The sequence below is a fragment of the Vibrio ostreicida genome (assembly GCF_013074385.2).
In the GTDB taxonomy this organism is placed as follows: Bacteria; Pseudomonadota; Gammaproteobacteria; order Enterobacterales; family Vibrionaceae; genus Vibrio; species Vibrio ostreicida.
In genome coordinates, this window is the sequence record NZ_JABEYA020000002.1 from 679,780 (window position 1) to 696,734 (window position 16,955).

Annotated in this window: 20 protein-coding genes; 16 read left to right on the forward strand and 4 right to left on the reverse strand. The window is 46.5% G+C overall.

Translation table 11 applies throughout. The features are described 5' to 3' along the window. Nucleotides 1-38: 38 nt before the first annotated feature. Nucleotides 39-860: an NAD(P)H-binding protein gene (locus tag HLM86_RS06910; protein WP_170882458.1), complete on the reverse strand. Its 822-nt coding sequence runs from the start codon at nt 858-860 to the stop codon at nt 39-41. A gap of 181 nt (nt 861-1,041) precedes the next feature. Between HLM86_RS06910 and HLM86_RS06915 the strand changes: the two genes are divergently transcribed. After that, nucleotides 1,042-1,758, forward strand: coding sequence for a substrate-binding periplasmic protein (locus HLM86_RS06915; RefSeq protein ID WP_170882459.1), 717 nt, complete (start codon nt 1,042-1,044; stop codon nt 1,756-1,758). Between the two features lie 48 nt (nt 1,759-1,806). Here HLM86_RS06915 and HLM86_RS06920 read toward each other — a convergent pair whose 3' ends face one another. The 3 genes from HLM86_RS06920 to HLM86_RS06930 all read right to left on the reverse strand — a co-directional run bounded on the left by HLM86_RS06920 (nt 1,807) and on the right by HLM86_RS06930 (nt 3,344). Further along, nucleotides 1,807-2,040, reverse strand: coding sequence for a TIGR02647 family protein (locus HLM86_RS06920; protein ID WP_076587149.1), 234 nt, complete (start codon nt 2,038-2,040; stop codon nt 1,807-1,809). Nucleotides 2,041-2,197: 157 nt separating this feature from the next. Beyond that, the gene (locus HLM86_RS06925; protein ID WP_170882460.1) at nt 2,198-2,341 is read right to left on the reverse strand and encodes a hypothetical protein; all 144 of its coding nucleotides are present in this window, start codon (nt 2,339-2,341) and stop codon (nt 2,198-2,200) included. Between the two features lie 301 nt (nt 2,342-2,642). After that, a complete protein-coding gene (locus HLM86_RS06930) occupies nt 2,643-3,344 on the reverse strand; it encodes a substrate-binding periplasmic protein (protein WP_170882461.1) in 702 nt (233 codons plus the stop codon). 245 nt (nt 3,345-3,589) lie between these two features. On the opposite strand from HLM86_RS06930, the gene HLM86_RS06935 reads away from it, so the two are divergent. The 15 genes from HLM86_RS06935 to ybgF all read left to right on the forward strand — a co-directional run bounded on the left by HLM86_RS06935 (nt 3,590) and on the right by ybgF (nt 16,811). After that, complete coding sequence (locus HLM86_RS06935) at nt 3,590-5,341, forward strand: glycoside hydrolase family 36 protein (protein ID WP_170882462.1); 1,752 nt, start codon at nt 3,590-3,592, stop codon at nt 5,339-5,341. A 71-nt stretch (nt 5,342-5,412) separates the two neighbouring features. Further along, complete coding sequence (ruvC, locus tag HLM86_RS06940) at nt 5,413-5,934, forward strand: crossover junction endodeoxyribonuclease RuvC (RefSeq protein ID WP_076587143.1); 522 nt, start codon at nt 5,413-5,415, stop codon at nt 5,932-5,934. 130 nt (nt 5,935-6,064) lie between these two features. Continuing rightward, nucleotides 6,065-6,682, forward strand: coding sequence for a Holliday junction branch migration protein RuvA (gene ruvA, locus HLM86_RS06945; RefSeq protein WP_076587141.1), 618 nt, complete (start codon nt 6,065-6,067; stop codon nt 6,680-6,682). Between the two features lie 20 nt (nt 6,683-6,702). Continuing rightward, complete coding sequence (gene ruvB / locus HLM86_RS06950; protein WP_076587139.1) at nt 6,703-7,707, forward strand: Holliday junction branch migration DNA helicase RuvB; 1,005 nt, start codon at nt 6,703-6,705, stop codon at nt 7,705-7,707. Between the two features lie 478 nt (nt 7,708-8,185). After that, entirely contained in the window at nt 8,186-9,772 is a 1,587-nt protein-coding gene (gene cydA / locus HLM86_RS06955; protein WP_076587137.1) for a cytochrome ubiquinol oxidase subunit I, read from the forward strand. Between the two features lie 11 nt (nt 9,773-9,783). Continuing rightward, on the forward strand, nt 9,784-10,920 hold the full coding sequence (gene cydB, locus HLM86_RS06960; RefSeq protein WP_076587135.1) for a cytochrome d ubiquinol oxidase subunit II: 1,137 nt from the start codon (nt 9,784-9,786) through the stop codon (nt 10,918-10,920). Between the two features lie 12 nt (nt 10,921-10,932). Next, the gene (gene cydX / locus HLM86_RS06965; RefSeq protein WP_000270284.1) at nt 10,933-11,040 is read left to right on the forward strand and encodes a cytochrome bd-I oxidase subunit CydX; all 108 of its coding nucleotides are present in this window, start codon (nt 10,933-10,935) and stop codon (nt 11,038-11,040) included. Then, nucleotides 11,033-11,335, forward strand: a complete 303-nt coding sequence (gene ybgE / locus HLM86_RS06970; RefSeq protein ID WP_076587133.1) for a cyd operon protein YbgE — start codon at nt 11,033-11,035, stop codon at nt 11,333-11,335. The genes cydX and ybgE overlap by 8 nt, the downstream gene beginning before the upstream one ends. Before the next feature lie 150 nt (nt 11,336-11,485). Beyond that, nucleotides 11,486-11,920 carry a tol-pal system-associated acyl-CoA thioesterase gene (gene ybgC, locus HLM86_RS06975; RefSeq protein WP_076587131.1) on the forward strand — a complete coding sequence of 145 codons (435 nt, stop codon included), beginning with the start codon at nt 11,486-11,488 and terminating at the stop codon, nt 11,918-11,920. After that, complete coding sequence (gene tolQ / locus HLM86_RS06980) at nt 11,910-12,608, forward strand: protein TolQ (RefSeq protein ID WP_076587129.1); 699 nt, start codon at nt 11,910-11,912, stop codon at nt 12,606-12,608. The genes ybgC and tolQ overlap by 11 nt, the downstream gene beginning before the upstream one ends. A 6-nt stretch (nt 12,609-12,614) precedes the next feature. Next, complete coding sequence (locus tag HLM86_RS06985) at nt 12,615-13,058, forward strand: ExbD/TolR family protein (protein WP_076587574.1); 444 nt, start codon at nt 12,615-12,617, stop codon at nt 13,056-13,058. A 13-nt stretch (nt 13,059-13,071) separates the two neighbouring features. Continuing rightward, nucleotides 13,072-14,103 carry a cell envelope integrity protein TolA gene (tolA, locus tag HLM86_RS06990; protein WP_170882463.1) on the forward strand — a complete coding sequence of 344 codons (1,032 nt, stop codon included), beginning with the start codon at nt 13,072-13,074 and terminating at the stop codon, nt 14,101-14,103. Between the two features lie 10 nt (nt 14,104-14,113). Then, nucleotides 14,114-15,466 (forward strand): Tol-Pal system beta propeller repeat protein TolB, encoded by a 1,353-nt coding sequence (gene tolB / locus HLM86_RS06995; RefSeq protein ID WP_170882464.1) that lies wholly within the window; start codon nt 14,114-14,116, stop codon nt 15,464-15,466. 34 nt (nt 15,467-15,500) lie between these two features. After that, a complete protein-coding gene (gene pal / locus HLM86_RS07000) occupies nt 15,501-16,025 on the forward strand; it encodes a peptidoglycan-associated lipoprotein Pal (protein WP_076587122.1) in 525 nt (174 codons plus the stop codon). Between the two features lie 15 nt (nt 16,026-16,040). Continuing rightward, nucleotides 16,041-16,811: a tol-pal system protein YbgF gene (ybgF, locus tag HLM86_RS07005; protein WP_076587120.1), complete on the forward strand. Its 771-nt coding sequence runs from the start codon at nt 16,041-16,043 to the stop codon at nt 16,809-16,811. Nucleotides 16,812-16,955 lie beyond the last annotated feature (144 nt).

Here is a 16,955-nt window from a genome sequence, read left to right on the forward strand (position 1 = left end):
AAGAACCAGAGTATTGACTCTGGTTTTTTATTGCCGGTTCAAAAAAGCTCTAATGTGTGCTGGTAGTGAAAACGATAGCCTAAGCTCATTAGAAAGTCAGAGACGATACGCTTGTCAGCGCTGTCGACAATGGGTGGTAAGCTCTCCTCAGAGGAAACACTCTCCAGTGCTGCTTGGTAGAACTCAGCCTTGCTGACGGTATTGGGCGTGGTGGCATTGACGATGACGTTATGGGTACTTAGGGCGATGAAGCTAGTCGCACCGATAGCATCGGTCAAGTGTAGCATGTTGGCAGGAGCACTCTGGCTGACTTGTTTGAGTTTGCTAACAAAGCGCGCTGGATGGCGTTCAGGTCCAACAAGTCCACTGCATCGAACCACGCCATAGTTTAAACCACTATTGATAATGTGTTGTTCTGCTTCCAGCATGATGGTTGCGTTGGCAGAAAACTGGCTATTGTGTTGTGCTGCTATCAAAGAGGCATCCCCTTCTTGCATGGCTTGCGCGATGCTAGGGTACACAGTGGTTGAGCTGACCATGACCAACTTATCAACCCCCGCGGCTTGACAGGCCAGACTTAATTTTTTCCAGTGCAGCGGATACTCTTCTCCGTTTCCCTGACGGAAACCGGGGGGAAAACAGCCAATGACGATCTCTGTTGCTGTGCACCTAAGACTCTGGGTTATCTTTTCAACAGACTCACGTAAGTCAATTTGGAGACCGTTGAGCTGAGCATCGTTTAAAGCTTGTGCACCTTGCTGACTGGTGCGACTGACAAAAACCTGATGGCCAATCGAGACAAGATAATGAGCGAGAGGTTTCCCTAGCCAGCCACCACCTACAATAGTGATTGTTTTCAAACTGTATTGCCTAACGTATGGAGAGGATAGATATACTATCCTCAAACAATTGGCATTAATCAACCGTCAAGCGAGTATTCGTTGTCAATCATTCCACGATGCGATACGAAGCCGATTTTTGCATTGATAGGGTCTATTATTTATAAGAGGTAGTGCTCGAATCATAGTCTAGGTAGGTTCAATGAAATCACTTCTGTTGTGCAGTATTTTATTATTTTCGTCGCTGTCGATGGCCAAACCTCAGGTATTTATGACCTCTTTAGAATGGCCACCTTATTCCGGCTCGGAACTGCCTGAGCAGGGGTTCTCTGTCGCGGTCGCAAAAGCAGCGTTTGCGGCGATGGGGTATGAGTTGGTGGTCGAATTCCAGCCGTGGGTCAGGGCGGTCGCTTTGGCGACGAAAGAGGATAAGTATATCGGCTATTTTCCAGAGTACTACTTTGAAACCAAGGATTTTTTATTTTCCGAGTCTATTGGCAATGGGCCACTTGGCTTGGTTGAGAATACGCGTTTTCCAGTCAAGTGGCAGACTCTGGATGATCTGACATTGTTGAGTATTGGGGTGGTGCAAGGGTACATTAATACGACAGAGTTCGATGAGATGGTTAAAAAGGGGGAGTTACAGGTTGAAGCGTCGGCAGACGATGCAAGAAACATATACAAAGTCGCTAAAGGTCGTTTGGATGTTGCGGTGATCGATTCCAACGTATTGGACTACCTGATCAGTGTGGATATTAGGGCTGGGTTACTGAAAAAACGTTTGCAGATGAACCCAAGGTTACTCGAAGACAAAGAACTTTACATGGCCTTTAACAACAGTGAGTCGGGCCTGACTTGGCGTAACATTTTTAACCAAGGTCTTAAAAAAATACAAAACAGTCAATCGCCAGTCAACTAAGCCTGTTCACTGACGAAGGGTTGTCTTGTCGTTGAAAAAAGGATGACTTTAGCTTGATAGCACACGGAGAACTCGATTGGCATGCTCTGCGACTTCTATCCCCTCGTCGGTCAGATAGCCACCGTCTGGTAAGGTACAAAGCCCTTTATTGTGTAGACGTTTAATTGCAGATTGCAGATCTTGAGAGGCATCTTGATGCACTTTGATTCCAGTTGCTGAGCTGCCAAGATCGAATTGCATCAGTAAGTTTAATTCTGCTAATTTATCAGACGTGTATTTCATTATTAACTCCTCCAAAACAGTCTCATTGACACCATAATATTAGTGTTGTTTCGGAGCAATTAAAGTGCAGTGAAAATGTTACCTATCGCTGAGTTTATGCAAAAAATTAGGCACTGAGTGCGGCCATCACGCGATTCTATGAGCGTGATCAATCCGATCATTGCACCGATATGCCCATTGATTCGGTTGGCGTATCGCCCGATGGCATTTCATTGGGTGTCGAGACCAACCAGTTGCGAAGATCATCTTCCTCTTCGAGACTTGATGTAATGATTGAGTCTTCAAATGTTCGACTTTGCATCTCTCTATCCTTAAAAACACCTGACAAACTGACAATACTCGCGCCATTTGACGATTGTATGACACAGAGAAGTGAGTATGCCTCGATTTTAATAGGCTGGAGGTGTCAGGCTCAGAAGTTATCCTAAATACCCTGACATGGTTATCCACAGATTTTGTGGATAAGATCTTTTTGTCCCCTCTTTCATCGGGAAGGTGGCACGGATTGATCGTGTTTTATGGTTAAAGAAATAGTGATGTTTCTAATAATATCAGTACTTTGCGTGAGAACTGTGGTTTGAAAAACCGCGAGATCCAATGGGCTAATTTTTTAGCTGGTACTTACGTAGCAGTGTTCCTATTTTCTCTTCCTCCATTTTTTGAAAATACTGGTTGAGTTTGTGAACAATCTCATCGGCGTCTGGATGGTGTTTACTAATGGCAACATGAAGAGGCGTTTTGGAAATAGGGGTCGCGCTAAAGTCAAACTTAGTCCGCGCAATACCCAATCGTTTTAGGTGCCAGCGTGCGACAAAATCATCGGCAATGAACATGTCGGCTCGTTTTGATATGACGAGGCGAATGCTGGTGTTCAGGTCGACAGAGGGAACATGGGTGTAAGTGAAATTCTGAAGAATGGCATCACCATAGGCATAATTGTCAACCAGAGCGACTCGCCGTTGGTTTAAGCTGGTGAGGTCTCTATAGACAAATTCAAGGTCTGAATCAGCAACCGTCACAATATTGTTGGTTAAGTAAGGTTCCGTAAAGGTGAACCATTCTTCTCGTTCTGGGTTTTTCCAAATGGCAATCAAAACATCATTTTGGCCAAACCTGGTTGCTTTGAGCGCGCGGCTCCAAGGCGTGTAGGTAAAATCAAGCTCATAGCCGATGTGTTTAAATGCTGCGGTGACCACATCGTAAGCGATACCCTGACCTTCAGACGATTGCATCAGGTAGGGGGGCCATTCCGCTTGGGTGGCTTTGAGAGTGTTGGCAAACACGTGACTTGTTATTGCTAACAAACCAATCCAAAGGATCACCGCTTTAACGCCTAAAAAACACAATCGCAAATGTGTCACCAAAGAGACAAGGTTATCTTAAATTCTAGTTGAGGTTTCGAATCTCGGGTTATTTGTTCTCGCTGGAGTGTGCGGTAAATCGTGATCCAGCCCGACAAACCCTAAGTGAGTGATTGGACAATAAAAAACCAGTGTTCTAACTTACACTTAGGGGAGTGCAAATACCAATCCAGCTCAGGAGTTGCAATATGTCTTTTTCAGTCACGCTGGAAAATGGGTGTAGCTTACGTGTCAGGGATATTAATCTCAAAGCGGATCTCAATCACAATGAAGTGGGTTTTGTTTATCAGGGGCTGAGCAACGATCGTCTCAGTAACCGTTATGTTCTGGCGCTGACAGAGTTTACTTTTGAGCCAACCGCACGATTATTAGGGGATGGTTTTCAAATGCTGGCTCAGACTGGTGGAACGGTCGAGCACCCCATTGATATCGGGCGATGTGCGGACAACGGTCCACTTTATCGGCTTTATTCCCGCACCGATCCCAAGCGTTACTACAACTATTTGGTCGTGGAACATGCTCAGGGATTTACCTTGTTTGGATTCACCTCTTGCTATCGTTTTGCGGGCTATTTTGAGATTGCTGATATCGAACATCACCTGTGGTTAAAGATCTGCATCGATGGTGAAAACACCTATCCGCTAGATTGGGCTTCCAACCAACTTGAGTACGTTGCGGTATTGCAGGGTCATGATCTCGATGCACTTTACACCGAGTACGCCACATTGATTGCCGCTCACCATCCTGTGCGTGCGGGTGTCAGGCGGAGCGCACCCGTGGGTTGGTGTTCTTGGTATTCGTATTACGAACACATGACTCAAGAGCATGTGTTGGATAATATCAGTGTTATGCATCAAACGCTTAAGACCTTAGAGTACGTTTTGATAGACGATGGTTATCAAGCCTTTATGGGGGATTGGTTGACACCGTCGACGTCGTTTCCGACGGGGGTGGAAGTATTGGCCAAACAAATCATCAATCAAGGTAAAAAACCTGCTATTTGGCTTGCGCCTTTTATTGCTCAAGCAGAATCAACCCTATTTAAGGATAATCCTGACTGGTTTTTAGCCCATGAGGATGGCCAGAGATTAAAAGCGGAAGATATTACGTATGGTGGGTGGCGAAATACCCCTTGGTATATTTTGGATACGTCCAACCCCGACGTGCAAGAACATTTAACCTCGCTTGTCAGAACCATGCGTGAACAATGGGGGGTTGGACTTTTTAAATTGGATGCTAACTATTGGGGAGCCTTGAAGGGGGTTAGGCAGCAAAAAGGCATCACGGGTGTTGAAGCTTACCGTCTTGGTATGGAGGCGATTATTGAAGGGGCAGGGGATGCTATTTTGCTAGGTTGTAACGCCCCGATGTGGCCCTCGTTAGGTCTGGTGGATGCGATGCGTATTTGTGATGATGTCGAGCGCGATGAAAAACGATTTGAACGCAATGCTCAGCAAACGTTTTATCGATGTTGGCAGCATCGACGTTTGTGGCAAATTGATCCAGACTGTCTCACTTTGGTGTCTCTGCCCGATCAGTCAACGGCGAGGCGTTCTTATCAGTTCCACCGCGATGTGCTGCTGGCGAGTGGTGGTTTACTGTTTTCTGGGGATCCATTGCCAGATCTGACACCTTTTGCTTACAAATCCTTATCGAGATTATTTATTCGCCACAAGCACACGCAACACTCGGCTCAATTCAGGTCTTTGAATCTTCACTATGCTTACCTTACGATGAACGGACAAAATGAACTTCACTGTTTATTTAACTTTGATCAGCCAGCACACGAAGTGACACTCACATCTGACACGCCGGTGTACTGGCGTGACTACTGGACTGGGGAAAAGCTCAATCACCATAGAACGGCTTATATACAAGTGAGTTTAGCGGAAGGATTATCGAGTAGAGCGATTGTGACAGCTCGAAGCCTCGCCTATTAAAAGGAGGTAAGTTAAGATACGCGCTGTCTATTCAATATCGGTCAAAAGACCACAGTACCTTTAGGAAAACTATGTCAATTATCTTGGGTATTGACCCAGGTTCTCGCATCACTGGCTATGGTGTGATTCGTCAGACTGGCCGTCAGCTGCAATATCTTGGTAGTGGCTGTATTCGTACTTCTGAAAAAGCGCTCCCCGGTCGCCTCAAACAGATTTACGCTAGCGTTTCAGAAATCATCATTCAGTTTCAACCGGATGTGTTCGCGATTGAGCAGGTTTTTATGTCTCGTAATGCGGACTCTGCACTCAAACTGGGCCAAGCTCGTGGCAGCGCGATTGTTGCGGCGGTTAACGCTGATCTACCGGTTTACGAATACGCGGCGCGATTGATCAAGCAAGCTGTGGTAGGAACGGGCGGAGCGGACAAAGAACAGGTGCAACACATGGTGCAATCGATGCTCAAACTTCCAGCTAAGCCTCAAGCTGACGCTGCGGATGCGTTAGGGGTCGCGATATGCCATGCCAATACCAATAAAACACTGGTCGCATTGGCAGGTAAAGCGACCAGCGCGCGCCGTGGTCGTTATCGTTGATCATTGAGGAAATCACGGCGCAGTAAGCGGGTATCATTTTTTGGCCTAGCCTTAAAAACTGACAAAGAACTGGATGTCTATCCAGTTCTTTATTATCCTGTCATAAATTCATTTCCCAAGAGTATTAAGCGTGATTGGACGTTTGCGTGGCATTCTTATTGAAAAACAACCTCCTGAATTGTTGATTGAAGTTAATGGTATTGGCTATGAAGTTCAGATGCCGATGAGTTGCTTTTACGAGTTACCCAATGTGGGAGACGAAGCGGTTGTCTATACTCATTTTGTGGTCCGTGAAGATGCTCAGTTGCTGTACGGCTTTAACTCAGTAAAAGAACGGGCTCTATTTCGTGAAGTGATAAAAGCTAATGGTGTTGGGCCCAAGCTTGGATTGGGTATCTTATCTGGGATGAACGCTAGCCAGTTTGTCGCCTGCGTTGAAAGAGAAGATATTTCAACCTTAGTTAAACTGCCGGGTGTGGGTAAGAAAACAGCTGAACGTTTAGTGGTTGAAATGAAAGACCGACTCAAAGGTTGGGGAGCTGGCGATTTGTTTACCCCTCATACAGATGCGGCGCCAAGCGATCCTGTCTCGTCTGTGCCGGAGTCCAACGCTGAAGAAGAAGCCATCAGTGCACTACTGGCCTTAGGTTATAAACCTGTCCAAGCATCGAAAGTGGTTGCTCAGGTTAAAAGCGCGGATATGAGCAGTGAACAGCTCATCCGAGAAGCCCTGAAGTCGATGGTCTAAGTGAGTATTAGGAACAAGCAATGATAGAAGCTGATCGTCTCATCGCACCAGACAACACGGTATATAAAGAAGAAGAGGTTATTGATAGGGCCATCCGTCCTAAGAAACTGGCAGATTATCGAGGTCAGGATCATGTCCGCGACCAAATGGAAATTTTTATTCAAGCCGCCAATTTGCGGCAGGAAGCGTTGGATCATCTGCTGATCTTTGGTCCACCAGGATTGGGGAAAACCACACTAGCGAACATCGTCGCCAATGAAATGGGGGTGAGTATCCGAACGACATCGGGTCCTGTTTTGGAAAAAGCGGGCGATCTTGCGGCTTTGTTGACCAACTTAGAAGAAAATGATGTTCTCTTTATTGATGAAATTCATCGACTCAGCCCCATGGTGGAAGAAGTTTTGTATCCGGCAATGGAAGATTACCAGCTTGATATTATGATTGGTGAAGGCCCCGCTGCACGCTCGATAAAAATTGACCTTCCTCCCTTTACCCTCATCGGGGCGACGACTCGAGCGGGTTCGCTTACCTCACCTTTGCGCGATCGTTTTGGTATTACCCAGCGTCTCGAATACTACAAAATACCGGATCTGCAACATATCGTTCAGCGCAGCGCCGATTGTCTAGGCTTGTCCATGGATGCAGAAGGCGCATTGGAAGTGGCCCGCCGCGCGCGCGGTACACCGAGAATAGCCAACCGACTCTTGCGCCGTGTTCGAGATTATGCAGAGGTGAAAGGTAATGGTCACATCTGCCTGAAGACAGCAGACAGTGCACTGAATATGTTAGATGTCGATGCTCAGGGCTTTGACTACATGGACCGTAAACTGTTGCTTGCGATCATGGAAAAATTTGCGGGCGGACCGGTTGGTTTAGACAATATGGCTGCCGCCATCGGTGAAGAGAAAGACACCATCGAAGATGTACTCGAGCCGTACCTAATCCAGCAAGGTTATTTGCAAAGAACCCCTCGTGGTCGGATTGCCACCGATCGCGCTTATCTGCACTTCGGCATTGATAAATAAGTGTTGACTCACGATTGATCACTGATTCAAAGCCAGCGTCTTCGAGCTGGCTTTTTAATGGGTGATCACTATCACATAATTGTCATTTTATGATTCGTATTTTCGTAACTAAACCTCATGAGTTGTTAAGCACTTGTTTTGCATAAATACTTTGCGCTTGATCTCAAATAACCCTTGATTAACAAAACCTCATGTAACTGATTGATATGGATCAGTGTGATGCATTTTTGTTCAAAAATGCCGAGTGAAAATTGATCGAGATCAAAGCGAATCAAAAATAGAAACCTTTTGTAAACAACGGGTTTTATCAGTAATATTAGCTCCAGCTGTATTAGCTGATGCTTAACAATTAACTAACCGTTACGGTACATTTTTGCAACAATAAGAGGTTGTTTAGCAACATTATCTAAGTCGGTATAACACCTGCGAATAATGCATGAATGTAAAACGTGTCTTAAGCCGACACATAGGAGTAAACATGATTGATGTCGTCGATCTATCGCGGTTGCAGTTTGCGCTCACTGCGATGTATCACTTCCTCTTCGTACCACTGACTCTGGGTATGGCCTTTCTTCTTGCCATCATGGAATCTCTGTACGTAATGACGGACAAGCAAATCTACAAGGACATGACAAAGTTCTGGGGTAAGCTTTTCGGTATTAACTTCGCGCTGGGTGTGGCAACTGGCCTGACAATGGAGTTCCAGTTCGGGACCAACTGGTCCTACTATTCTCATTACGTAGGTGACATTTTCGGCGCTCCATTGGCCATTGAAGCGCTGGTCGCTTTCTTCTTGGAATCAACCTTTGTCGGTTTATTCTTCTTCGGCTGGGACCGACTGTCTAAGCGTCAGCATTTGGCGGTCACTTGGTTGGTTGCACTCGGCTCAAACTTCTCTGCTTTGTGGATTTTGATTGCCAATGGTTGGATGCAAAATCCAGTGGGCGCGGAATTCAATTTCGAAACCATGCGTATGGAAATGGTTAGCTTTGCGGAAGTCGTCCTTAACCCCGTGGCACAGGTCAAGTTTGTCCATACGGTTGCTTCAGGCTATACGACTGGGGCGATGTTTGTTCTAGGTATCAGCGCATATTACTTACTAAAAGGTCGTGATATTGCCTTTGCACGTCGTTCATTTGCGATTGCTGCATCGTTTGGTATGGCGGCGATTCTCTCGGTGATTGTTCTTGGTGATGAGTCTGGATATGAGCTGGGTGAAGTCCAGAAAGTCAAACTGGCTGCAGTAGAAGCCGAATGGCATACCGAACCTGCACCCGCCGCATTTACACTGTTTGGTTTACCGAACCAAGACACGATGAACACCGATTACGCCATTAAAATCCCGTATGTGATGGGCATTATTGCGACGCGCTCGCTTGATGAACAAGTGACAGGGTTACGCGATCTTCGTGATGAGCACGTTGAACGTATTCGCAATGGGATGTACGCATACGAGTTACTTGAAAAATTGCGTGCCGGTGATAAGTCTGAACAGAATGTGGCGGCTTTCGATGAAGTGAAAGGTGATTTAGGCTACGGTCTGCTCTTGAAGCGTTATACCGACAATGTCGTCGATGCGACCGAGACTCAAATTCAGGCGGCGGCGGATGATTCGATCCCGACGGTCTGGCCATTATTCTGGTCATTTAGAATTATGGTGGCTTGTGGCTTCATCATGTTGTTTGTGTTTGGTGCGTCGTTTATTCAGACATGTCGACAGAAAATAGAGCAGAAACGTTGGATTTTGAAAGCGGCACTGCTTTGTATACCCCTTCCTTGGATTGCCGTTGAAGCCGGTTGGTTCGTGTCAGAATTTGGTCGACAGCCTTGGGCGGTGGGAGAAATTCTGCCCGTCGATGTTGCGGCGTCGGCGCTCACTGCGAGTCAGATTTGGACATCACTGTTTGCCATTCTAGCGCTGTACACTGTGTTCCTGATCGCTGAAGTTTACCTGATGTTGAAATTTGCTCGCAAAGGGCCAAGTAGCCTAAAAACGGGTCGTTATCACTTTGAACAAAATGGCAATACGGTTGAAGATACCGTTAACCGTCAAGTAGAGGCCTAAAGGAGACACATATGTTTGAATATGAAACCCTAAGACTGATCTGGTGGGTGTTGATTGGTATTCTATTGGTGGGCTTCGCAGTAACCGATGGTTTTGATATGGGGGTGGGTGCCTTGGTGCCCATCATCGGAAAAAATGACCACGAACGACGAGTCATGATTAACTCCATTGCCCCGCACTGGGATGGTAATCAGGTATGGTTAATCACTGCTGGTGGCGCACTGTTTGCCGCATGGCCTTTGGTGTATGCGACCTCATTCTCCGGATTTTATTTTGCGATGGTCATTACGCTTGCCGCTTTATGGTTGCGTCCGATTGGCCTTGATTACCGTTCAAAGATTGAAGATCCGAGATGGCGTCAGACTTGGGATATTTGTATCTCGATCAGTGGTTTTATTCCACCGATTATCTTTGGTGTCGCGTTTGGTAACCTGCTGCAAGGGATCCCCTTTAAGCTCAACGAGTTTTTGATGTCCACCTATCATGGGACATTTTTCCAACTACTCAACACCTTTGCTTTGTTATGTGGTTTGGTGAGCTTGTTTATGTTCTTGTTGCAAGGAGCAACATGGTTGCAGATGAAGACCACGGATCAAGTCCATGCTCGGGCGCGTAATGTCGCTCAAATCATGGGCCTCCTAACTATGGCGACGTTTGTCGCGGGCGGGGTTTTGATCCAAAGTATCGATGGCTACACTATCCAAGGCATCATGGATACCAACGCGCCCTCCAACCCACTCAATAAAGTGGTGCAAATGAGCCCAGGCGCATGGATGAATAACTTTAAAACCTACCCGCTCATGTGGGCAGCGCCTGTATTGGGTGTTGTCATGCCGTTGTTGGCGGCGTTGGCCTCGCGTTTTGAGAAAGGTGGATGGGCGTTTTTGGCCTCCAGTGTCGGTAGCGCAGGTATCGTATTTACGGCTGGTTTGGCGATGTTCCCGTTTATCCTTCCATCCAGTGCACTGCCAAGCCAGAGCTTGACATTGTGGGACGCAACGTCATCTGAATTGACACTTAACCTGATGACGGCGGTTGCGTTTGTTATGGTGCCTGTCATTCTCGGATATACCTCTTGGACGTATTACAAGATGTTTGGCCGTCTCGACAATAAATTTATTGAAGACAACAAAAACTCACTTTATTAAGGAGTCATCAATATGTGGTATTTCGCATGGATTTTAGGAGTACTTCTGGCGTGCGCGTTTGGAATCATCAATGCGCTGTGGCTAGAACATTCCGAAATGATGGACAAAGACAGTGAGTAACGTCACTGAGTGTCTTGTTCGCTTGCATAAGCCGATGGACAAGCGCTTGCTGAGAGCGTTGTCATTGGTTTTAGGGTTCTATCATGTCGCCATGATCATGTGGGACCCAGCGCGGTATGCCGAGTCTATTGGTGGTTTCAATGCTTTGGTGTCACCAATGTTGATCTGGGCAATATGCTCAAGCATGGTCTTTGGTCTAAATTTCAAACCTGCACACGGGCTGTGGCAGGTGTTATTCAGCCCTTACTTTTGCTTAACGATTCTTAGCTACCTGACACTATTACGTATTTTGTGATCAGAATTGACTGAAACTTAACCGTTATTTCATACAAATAGCGCCACTTTTGAAAAGTTGGCGCTATTTTTTTACCTAAGTTTGGCAAAACCTTGATTAACCCTTGCATATAGGGTGATGAGTTGCGTTATAGTAAGGCACCTCAACGTTATGGAAGGGTGTGTTGTGGAGCAAACGGATAAAATATTCGAATGGCCAGTGACCGTCTATTATGAAGATACGGATGTTGGGGGCGTGGTTTACCATGCCAATTACGTCAAATTCTTCGAAAGAGCGAGAACAGAATATTTGAGAAGCTTGGGCATTCGGCAGCAGGTTCTCTTGGAGCAAGGTATCGCGTTTGTCGTCAGACACTTAGACATCGATTTCCTTCAGGGGGCACGCCTTGACGATAGTTTACTGGTCAAAACCAGTGTTGCACAGGTAAAGAAGGCAACACTGGTTTTCTGTCAGGAGATCGTAAATCCTGCCGGCAAGACATTGTCTAAAGCAATGGTTAAGGTAGCATGCATAGACAACCAAACCATGAGGCCTAAAGCGATCCCTCAACCAATTATTATGGAGTTTAGCCAAAGTGACCGCTGATATTTCAATGCTTGACCTGTTTTTGCAAGCCAGTTTGTTAGTAAAAATGGTGATGTTAACGTTGCTCGGAATGTCGATTATTTCATGGGCGATGATCATCAAACGAAGTAAAGTGCTGTCGCGGGCCGCGAAAGGTGCGGATACCTTTGAAGATAAATTCTGGTCTGGTACAGACCTTTCCGTATTGTATCAAAACGCGAATAAACGCAAAGCGACCCTGACAGGCACCGAAGAGATTTTTTATTGCGGTTTTACAGAATTTGCTCGTTTGCGTAAATCCAACTCAGAATCACCCGATTTTATAATGGAAGGTACGGGACGAGCTATGCGCGTTGCAGTCTCTCGAGAGGTCGATGAACTGGAAACACACTTACCGTTTTTGGCAACGGTCGGGTCGATCAGCCCGTATATTGGCCTGTTTGGCACAGTATGGGGGATCATGCATGCCTTTATCGCGTTGGGTGAAGTGAAGCAAGCAACACTGGCGATGGTTGCACCCGGCATTGCAGAGGCGTTGATCGCCACCGCAATGGGCCTTTTTGCTGCGATACCAGCGGTGATGGCCTATAACCGCTTGAGCAATAAAGTGGGTAAACTCGAACACAACTACGCTACGTTTTCTGAAGAATTTCATAGCATCCTGCATCGTCAGGCGATGGCAGGGCGTGACTCTGTCAAAAGGGACTGAATGACCATGGCGGGGTATCAACCAAAAAAACGCAAGATGACCGCAGAGATCAACGTGGTACCTTATATCGACGTTATGTTAGTTCTGTTGATTATCTTTATGGTGACCTCTCCATTTGTCACGCAGGGTGTCGATGTTGAGTTACCAAAAACGTCGACGGCGCAATCGGCAACCGATCTGGCGGGTGACAGTGACGCCAGCTTTATTATTGTTGAAATTGATCGACAGGGTAATCTTGGCTTAAGTGTCAATGATGAAGAAGTCGTTCGAGGACTCAGTTTGCAAGATACGATTGTACGAGTAAAAGCCGAGCTGTCGCTTAAACCTAATTCACCCGTGGCGGTGGGGGGGGATGCGGCAACGCCTTATGCGGAAGTGGTATTGGTGTTGGATGAGTTAAGTCGAGCTGGGATCCCTAAAGTCGGCTTGTTGACAGAGATCAAGGAATAAGCGCTCTCAGGTTATGGAAGAGAATAAACCGAAGAAAAAGAGTGACTCCATCAAGCCGATGGCGCTGTCTGTAGCATTGCATTTGCTGCTGGTAATGGCCTTGATCTGGGGAACCGATTTTACCATGTCTAAACCTGAGCCGAGCGGCCAGATGGTTCAGGCAGTCGTGATCGATCCTACGTTAGTGCGAGAGCAAGCTCAGCAAATTCGCAGCCAGAGAGCTGCTGCGGCCAAGAAAGAACAAGACCGTCTGGATAAGTTGCGTCGGGAAAGCGAGCAATTAGAGAAAAACCGTAAAGCTGAAGAAGAGCGTATTCGGCAGCTTAAAGCGCAGCAAGTACGTGAGGCGAAAGCCGCACGTGAAGCAGAAAAAGCCAGACAGCAGAAACAAAAAGAACGTCAAATGGAAGAAGAGCGCGCCCGCGTAGAAAAACAGCGAGCGGCCGAATTAGAGAAAGAACGTAAAGCTAAGCAAGCGGCGGTTGAAAAAGCAGAACAACAACGCGTTGCGCGAGAAAAAGCGGCGCAGGAAGCGCAAGAGAAAGCCAACCGTGAACGTGAAGCGGCTAAAAAAGCCGAACAGCAGCGAATAGCAAAAGAAAAAGCAGCGAAGGACGCCGCTGAAAAAGCGCGTAAAGAGCAAGAGCGCCTCAAACGTTTGGAAAAAGAACGGAAAGAGCAGGAAGCCGCATTGGATAATATTTTTTCCGGTTTAGAGAGCGAGTCTGAACAAAACAGTTCTGCACGAGGAAAATTTATTAATGACGAAGCCCAGCGGTTTGGACAAATATACATCCAACTTATCCAACAAAATTTATTGTTGGAGGACAGCTTTCGGGGAAAGTCTTGTCAGGTTAACCTGCGTCTTATCCCAACAGGAACGGACGCCATTCTTGGCGAACTGAAGGTACTGGGTGGGGATAACCGTCTTTGCGCTGCGGCCAGTCGCGCTGTCGCTAATGTCGGGTTTTTTCCCATGCCTAAAGAGCAGGATGTTGTCAACAAAGTCAAAAGTATTAATTTAACGGTAGAGCCTAGCAAATAAGGAAAAGCTTGTGTTAAAGCGACTAGTTTTAGGATGTATGCTCACGATAGCGAGTATGTTCCAGGTCACCCATGCAGCATTGGAACTTGTCATTACTGACGGTATTGATTCTGCGCGCCCTATTGCCATTGTCCCTTTCAAATGGGAAGGGCCGACTCAATTGCCACATGATGTGTCAAATATTATTGCCTCAGATTTGCAGCGCAGTGGTAAATTCAGCCCGGTTGCGACCAATAAAATGCCCCAGACGCCTTACAATGAAACTGACATCAATTTTGATGCATGGACAGGCTTAGGTGTCGATGCCTTGTTAACGGGAACGATTAAGCTTAGCGCGGAAGGCAGCTACATCATTAACTATCAATTGGTGGATGTGGTGGGTGGCCAACTGACTCAGGGACAAAGTAAATCTCTTGGGCCAGATGGTGAATTAGTGCTGTCTAAAGAGCATGTCCTTTTCAGTAAACGTGCGGTTGTTCCGGGTGAGCGTATGCGTGATTATGCCCATCGCATTTCAGATCTGGTTTACCAAGAGCTGACGGGTGAGCGCGGCGCATTTTTGACTCGTATTGCCTATGTTGTCGTGAAAGATGAAGACAGCTACCCCTATCAGCTTCGTGTTGCCGATTATGATGGATATAACGAACGCTTAGTGCTTCGTTCAAAGCAGCCTTTGATGTCACCCGCGTGGTCACCTGATGGCCGAAAACTTGCGTACGTCAGTTTCCAAAGTGGTCAATCTGAGATCTACATGTTGGATATCTACAGTGGAGAGACAGAAAAACTAACGTCATATCCGCGTCACAATGGTGCGCCAAGATTCTCACCTGACGGCAGTCAATTAGCCATAGTGCTTTCGAAAACAGGCAGCCTTCAAGTTTATACCCTAGATTTAAAATCGCGCAAATTAACGCAAATAACACGCGGTAGATCAAATAATACGGAACCATTCTGGCATCCTGATGGGAAATCACTGATCTTTACCTCTGATCGGGGTGGTAAACCCCAGATTTATCAAGTAGATTTGTCAGTTGGTTCGACTCATCGCCTGACATGGCAGGGCAGCCAGAACTTAGGTGGTCAGATTACACCTGATGGTCGATTCTTAGTGATGGTGAATCGCAGTAACACTGGATTCAATCTGGCCAAGCAAGATCTTGAAACGGGCGCTGTTGAAGTTCTCACCAAGACTTTGCTTGATGAATCACCCAGTATCGCACCTAATGGTGGGATGGTTGTTTACAGCTCTATCTACAACAAAACTAACGTACTATCGATGGTTTCAATAGATGGACGCTTTAAAGCTCGATTGCCGGCAACAAATGGTCGAGTTCGTGCGCCTGCATGGTCACCGTTTTTGTAGCAAGTAAGTATCAAAAAGTAAGGAAAATATAACAATGCAACTAAACAAAGTTCTTAAAGGGTTGTTGATTGCGCTACCTGTTCTCGCTGTAACAGCATGTAGTTCTAGCGACGACGCAGCCAATGCTTCAGGTTCTGAAACGAACAAAGCAAACTCTGCGAACACAACAGTGGTCTCTCCTATGGGGGAAAATGGCACGCTTTCTGAGCAAGAGCTTAAAGAGCAGGCACTTCGTGAGTCTCAAACCATTTACTTCGCGTTTGACAACGCAACCATCGCTGGTGACTACGAAAAAATGCTGGCTGCGCACGCCGCTTACCTAAGCAAGAGCCCAGCAATGAAAGTGACAGTAGAAGGCCACGCAGATGAGCGCGGTACGCCTGAGTACAACATCGCACTGGGTGAGCGTCGTGCTCAAGCGGTAGCGAAGTACCTACAAGCTTTGGGTGTTCAAGCTAGCCAAATCTCTATCGTGAGCTATGGCGAAGAAAAGCCTCTTCTTCTGGGTCAATCGAAAGAAGTATACGCGAAGAACCGTCGTGCGGTTTTAGTATACTAATTAAGGAAAGACCCTATGTTCAGTAACCTTAAGCGTATCGTCACGCTTTCGTTACTGGCAAGTACAGCGAACCCTGTGTTCGCTGTACCAGCTCCAGTATCTGATATAAGCGGCGACAATTCACCGCCGAATTACTCCAACGTGTCTTCCAATGAGACAGATGTCGAACGTCTGGAACGCTTGCTGAACAATCGCAACCGCGTTCAACTGCAAATGCAGCAACAATTGGATGATATGGCGTTGGAAATTAGCGATCTTCGTGGTCAGCTTGAAAAGAATAACTACGATATGCAGCAAATGTTGCAGCGTCAACGAGATCTGTTTGTTGAGCTCGATAAACTTCGAGGTCAAGCAAGCGCGGTGCCGGCTGAGGTCAAAGACGCGTCAGCACAGCCTTCAGTGGGAAAATTCAGCAGTAATCAGGATGAACAAATGGCGTATCAAAATGCCGTCGACCTCATCTTGAAAAAACGTGACTACTCAGGGGCCATTTCCGCCTTTCAGCAGTTTCAGAAAGATTTCCCCGATTCGACCTTTACGCCTAATGCACATTACTGGTTAGGACAACTTTACTTTGCTAAGAAGCAGGATAAAGAGGCAGTCAAGAGTTTTGCTGCGGTCGTCTCATACAAAAAATCGAACAAACGTGCGGATGCTTTGGTGAAGCTAGGTGATGTTGCCAAACGCAACAATAACCTGACTCAAGCGAAAAAGTATTATCAGCAGGTGATCGAAGAGTATCCTCAAAGCGCGTCGGCAAAGCAGGCCGCAGAGCGGATAAAATAATGGTTGAAAGGGGTGCATAAGCACTAATGCCGTTCACTTAAGATGAGCGGCATTGTTCTTTCTAGGGTATCTACTTGGCTTTTTCTTTACGACTCTAGGGAAGGATCTTTGCCGTCTTGGTTCTAGGATTAAGCTCTCGCTCAT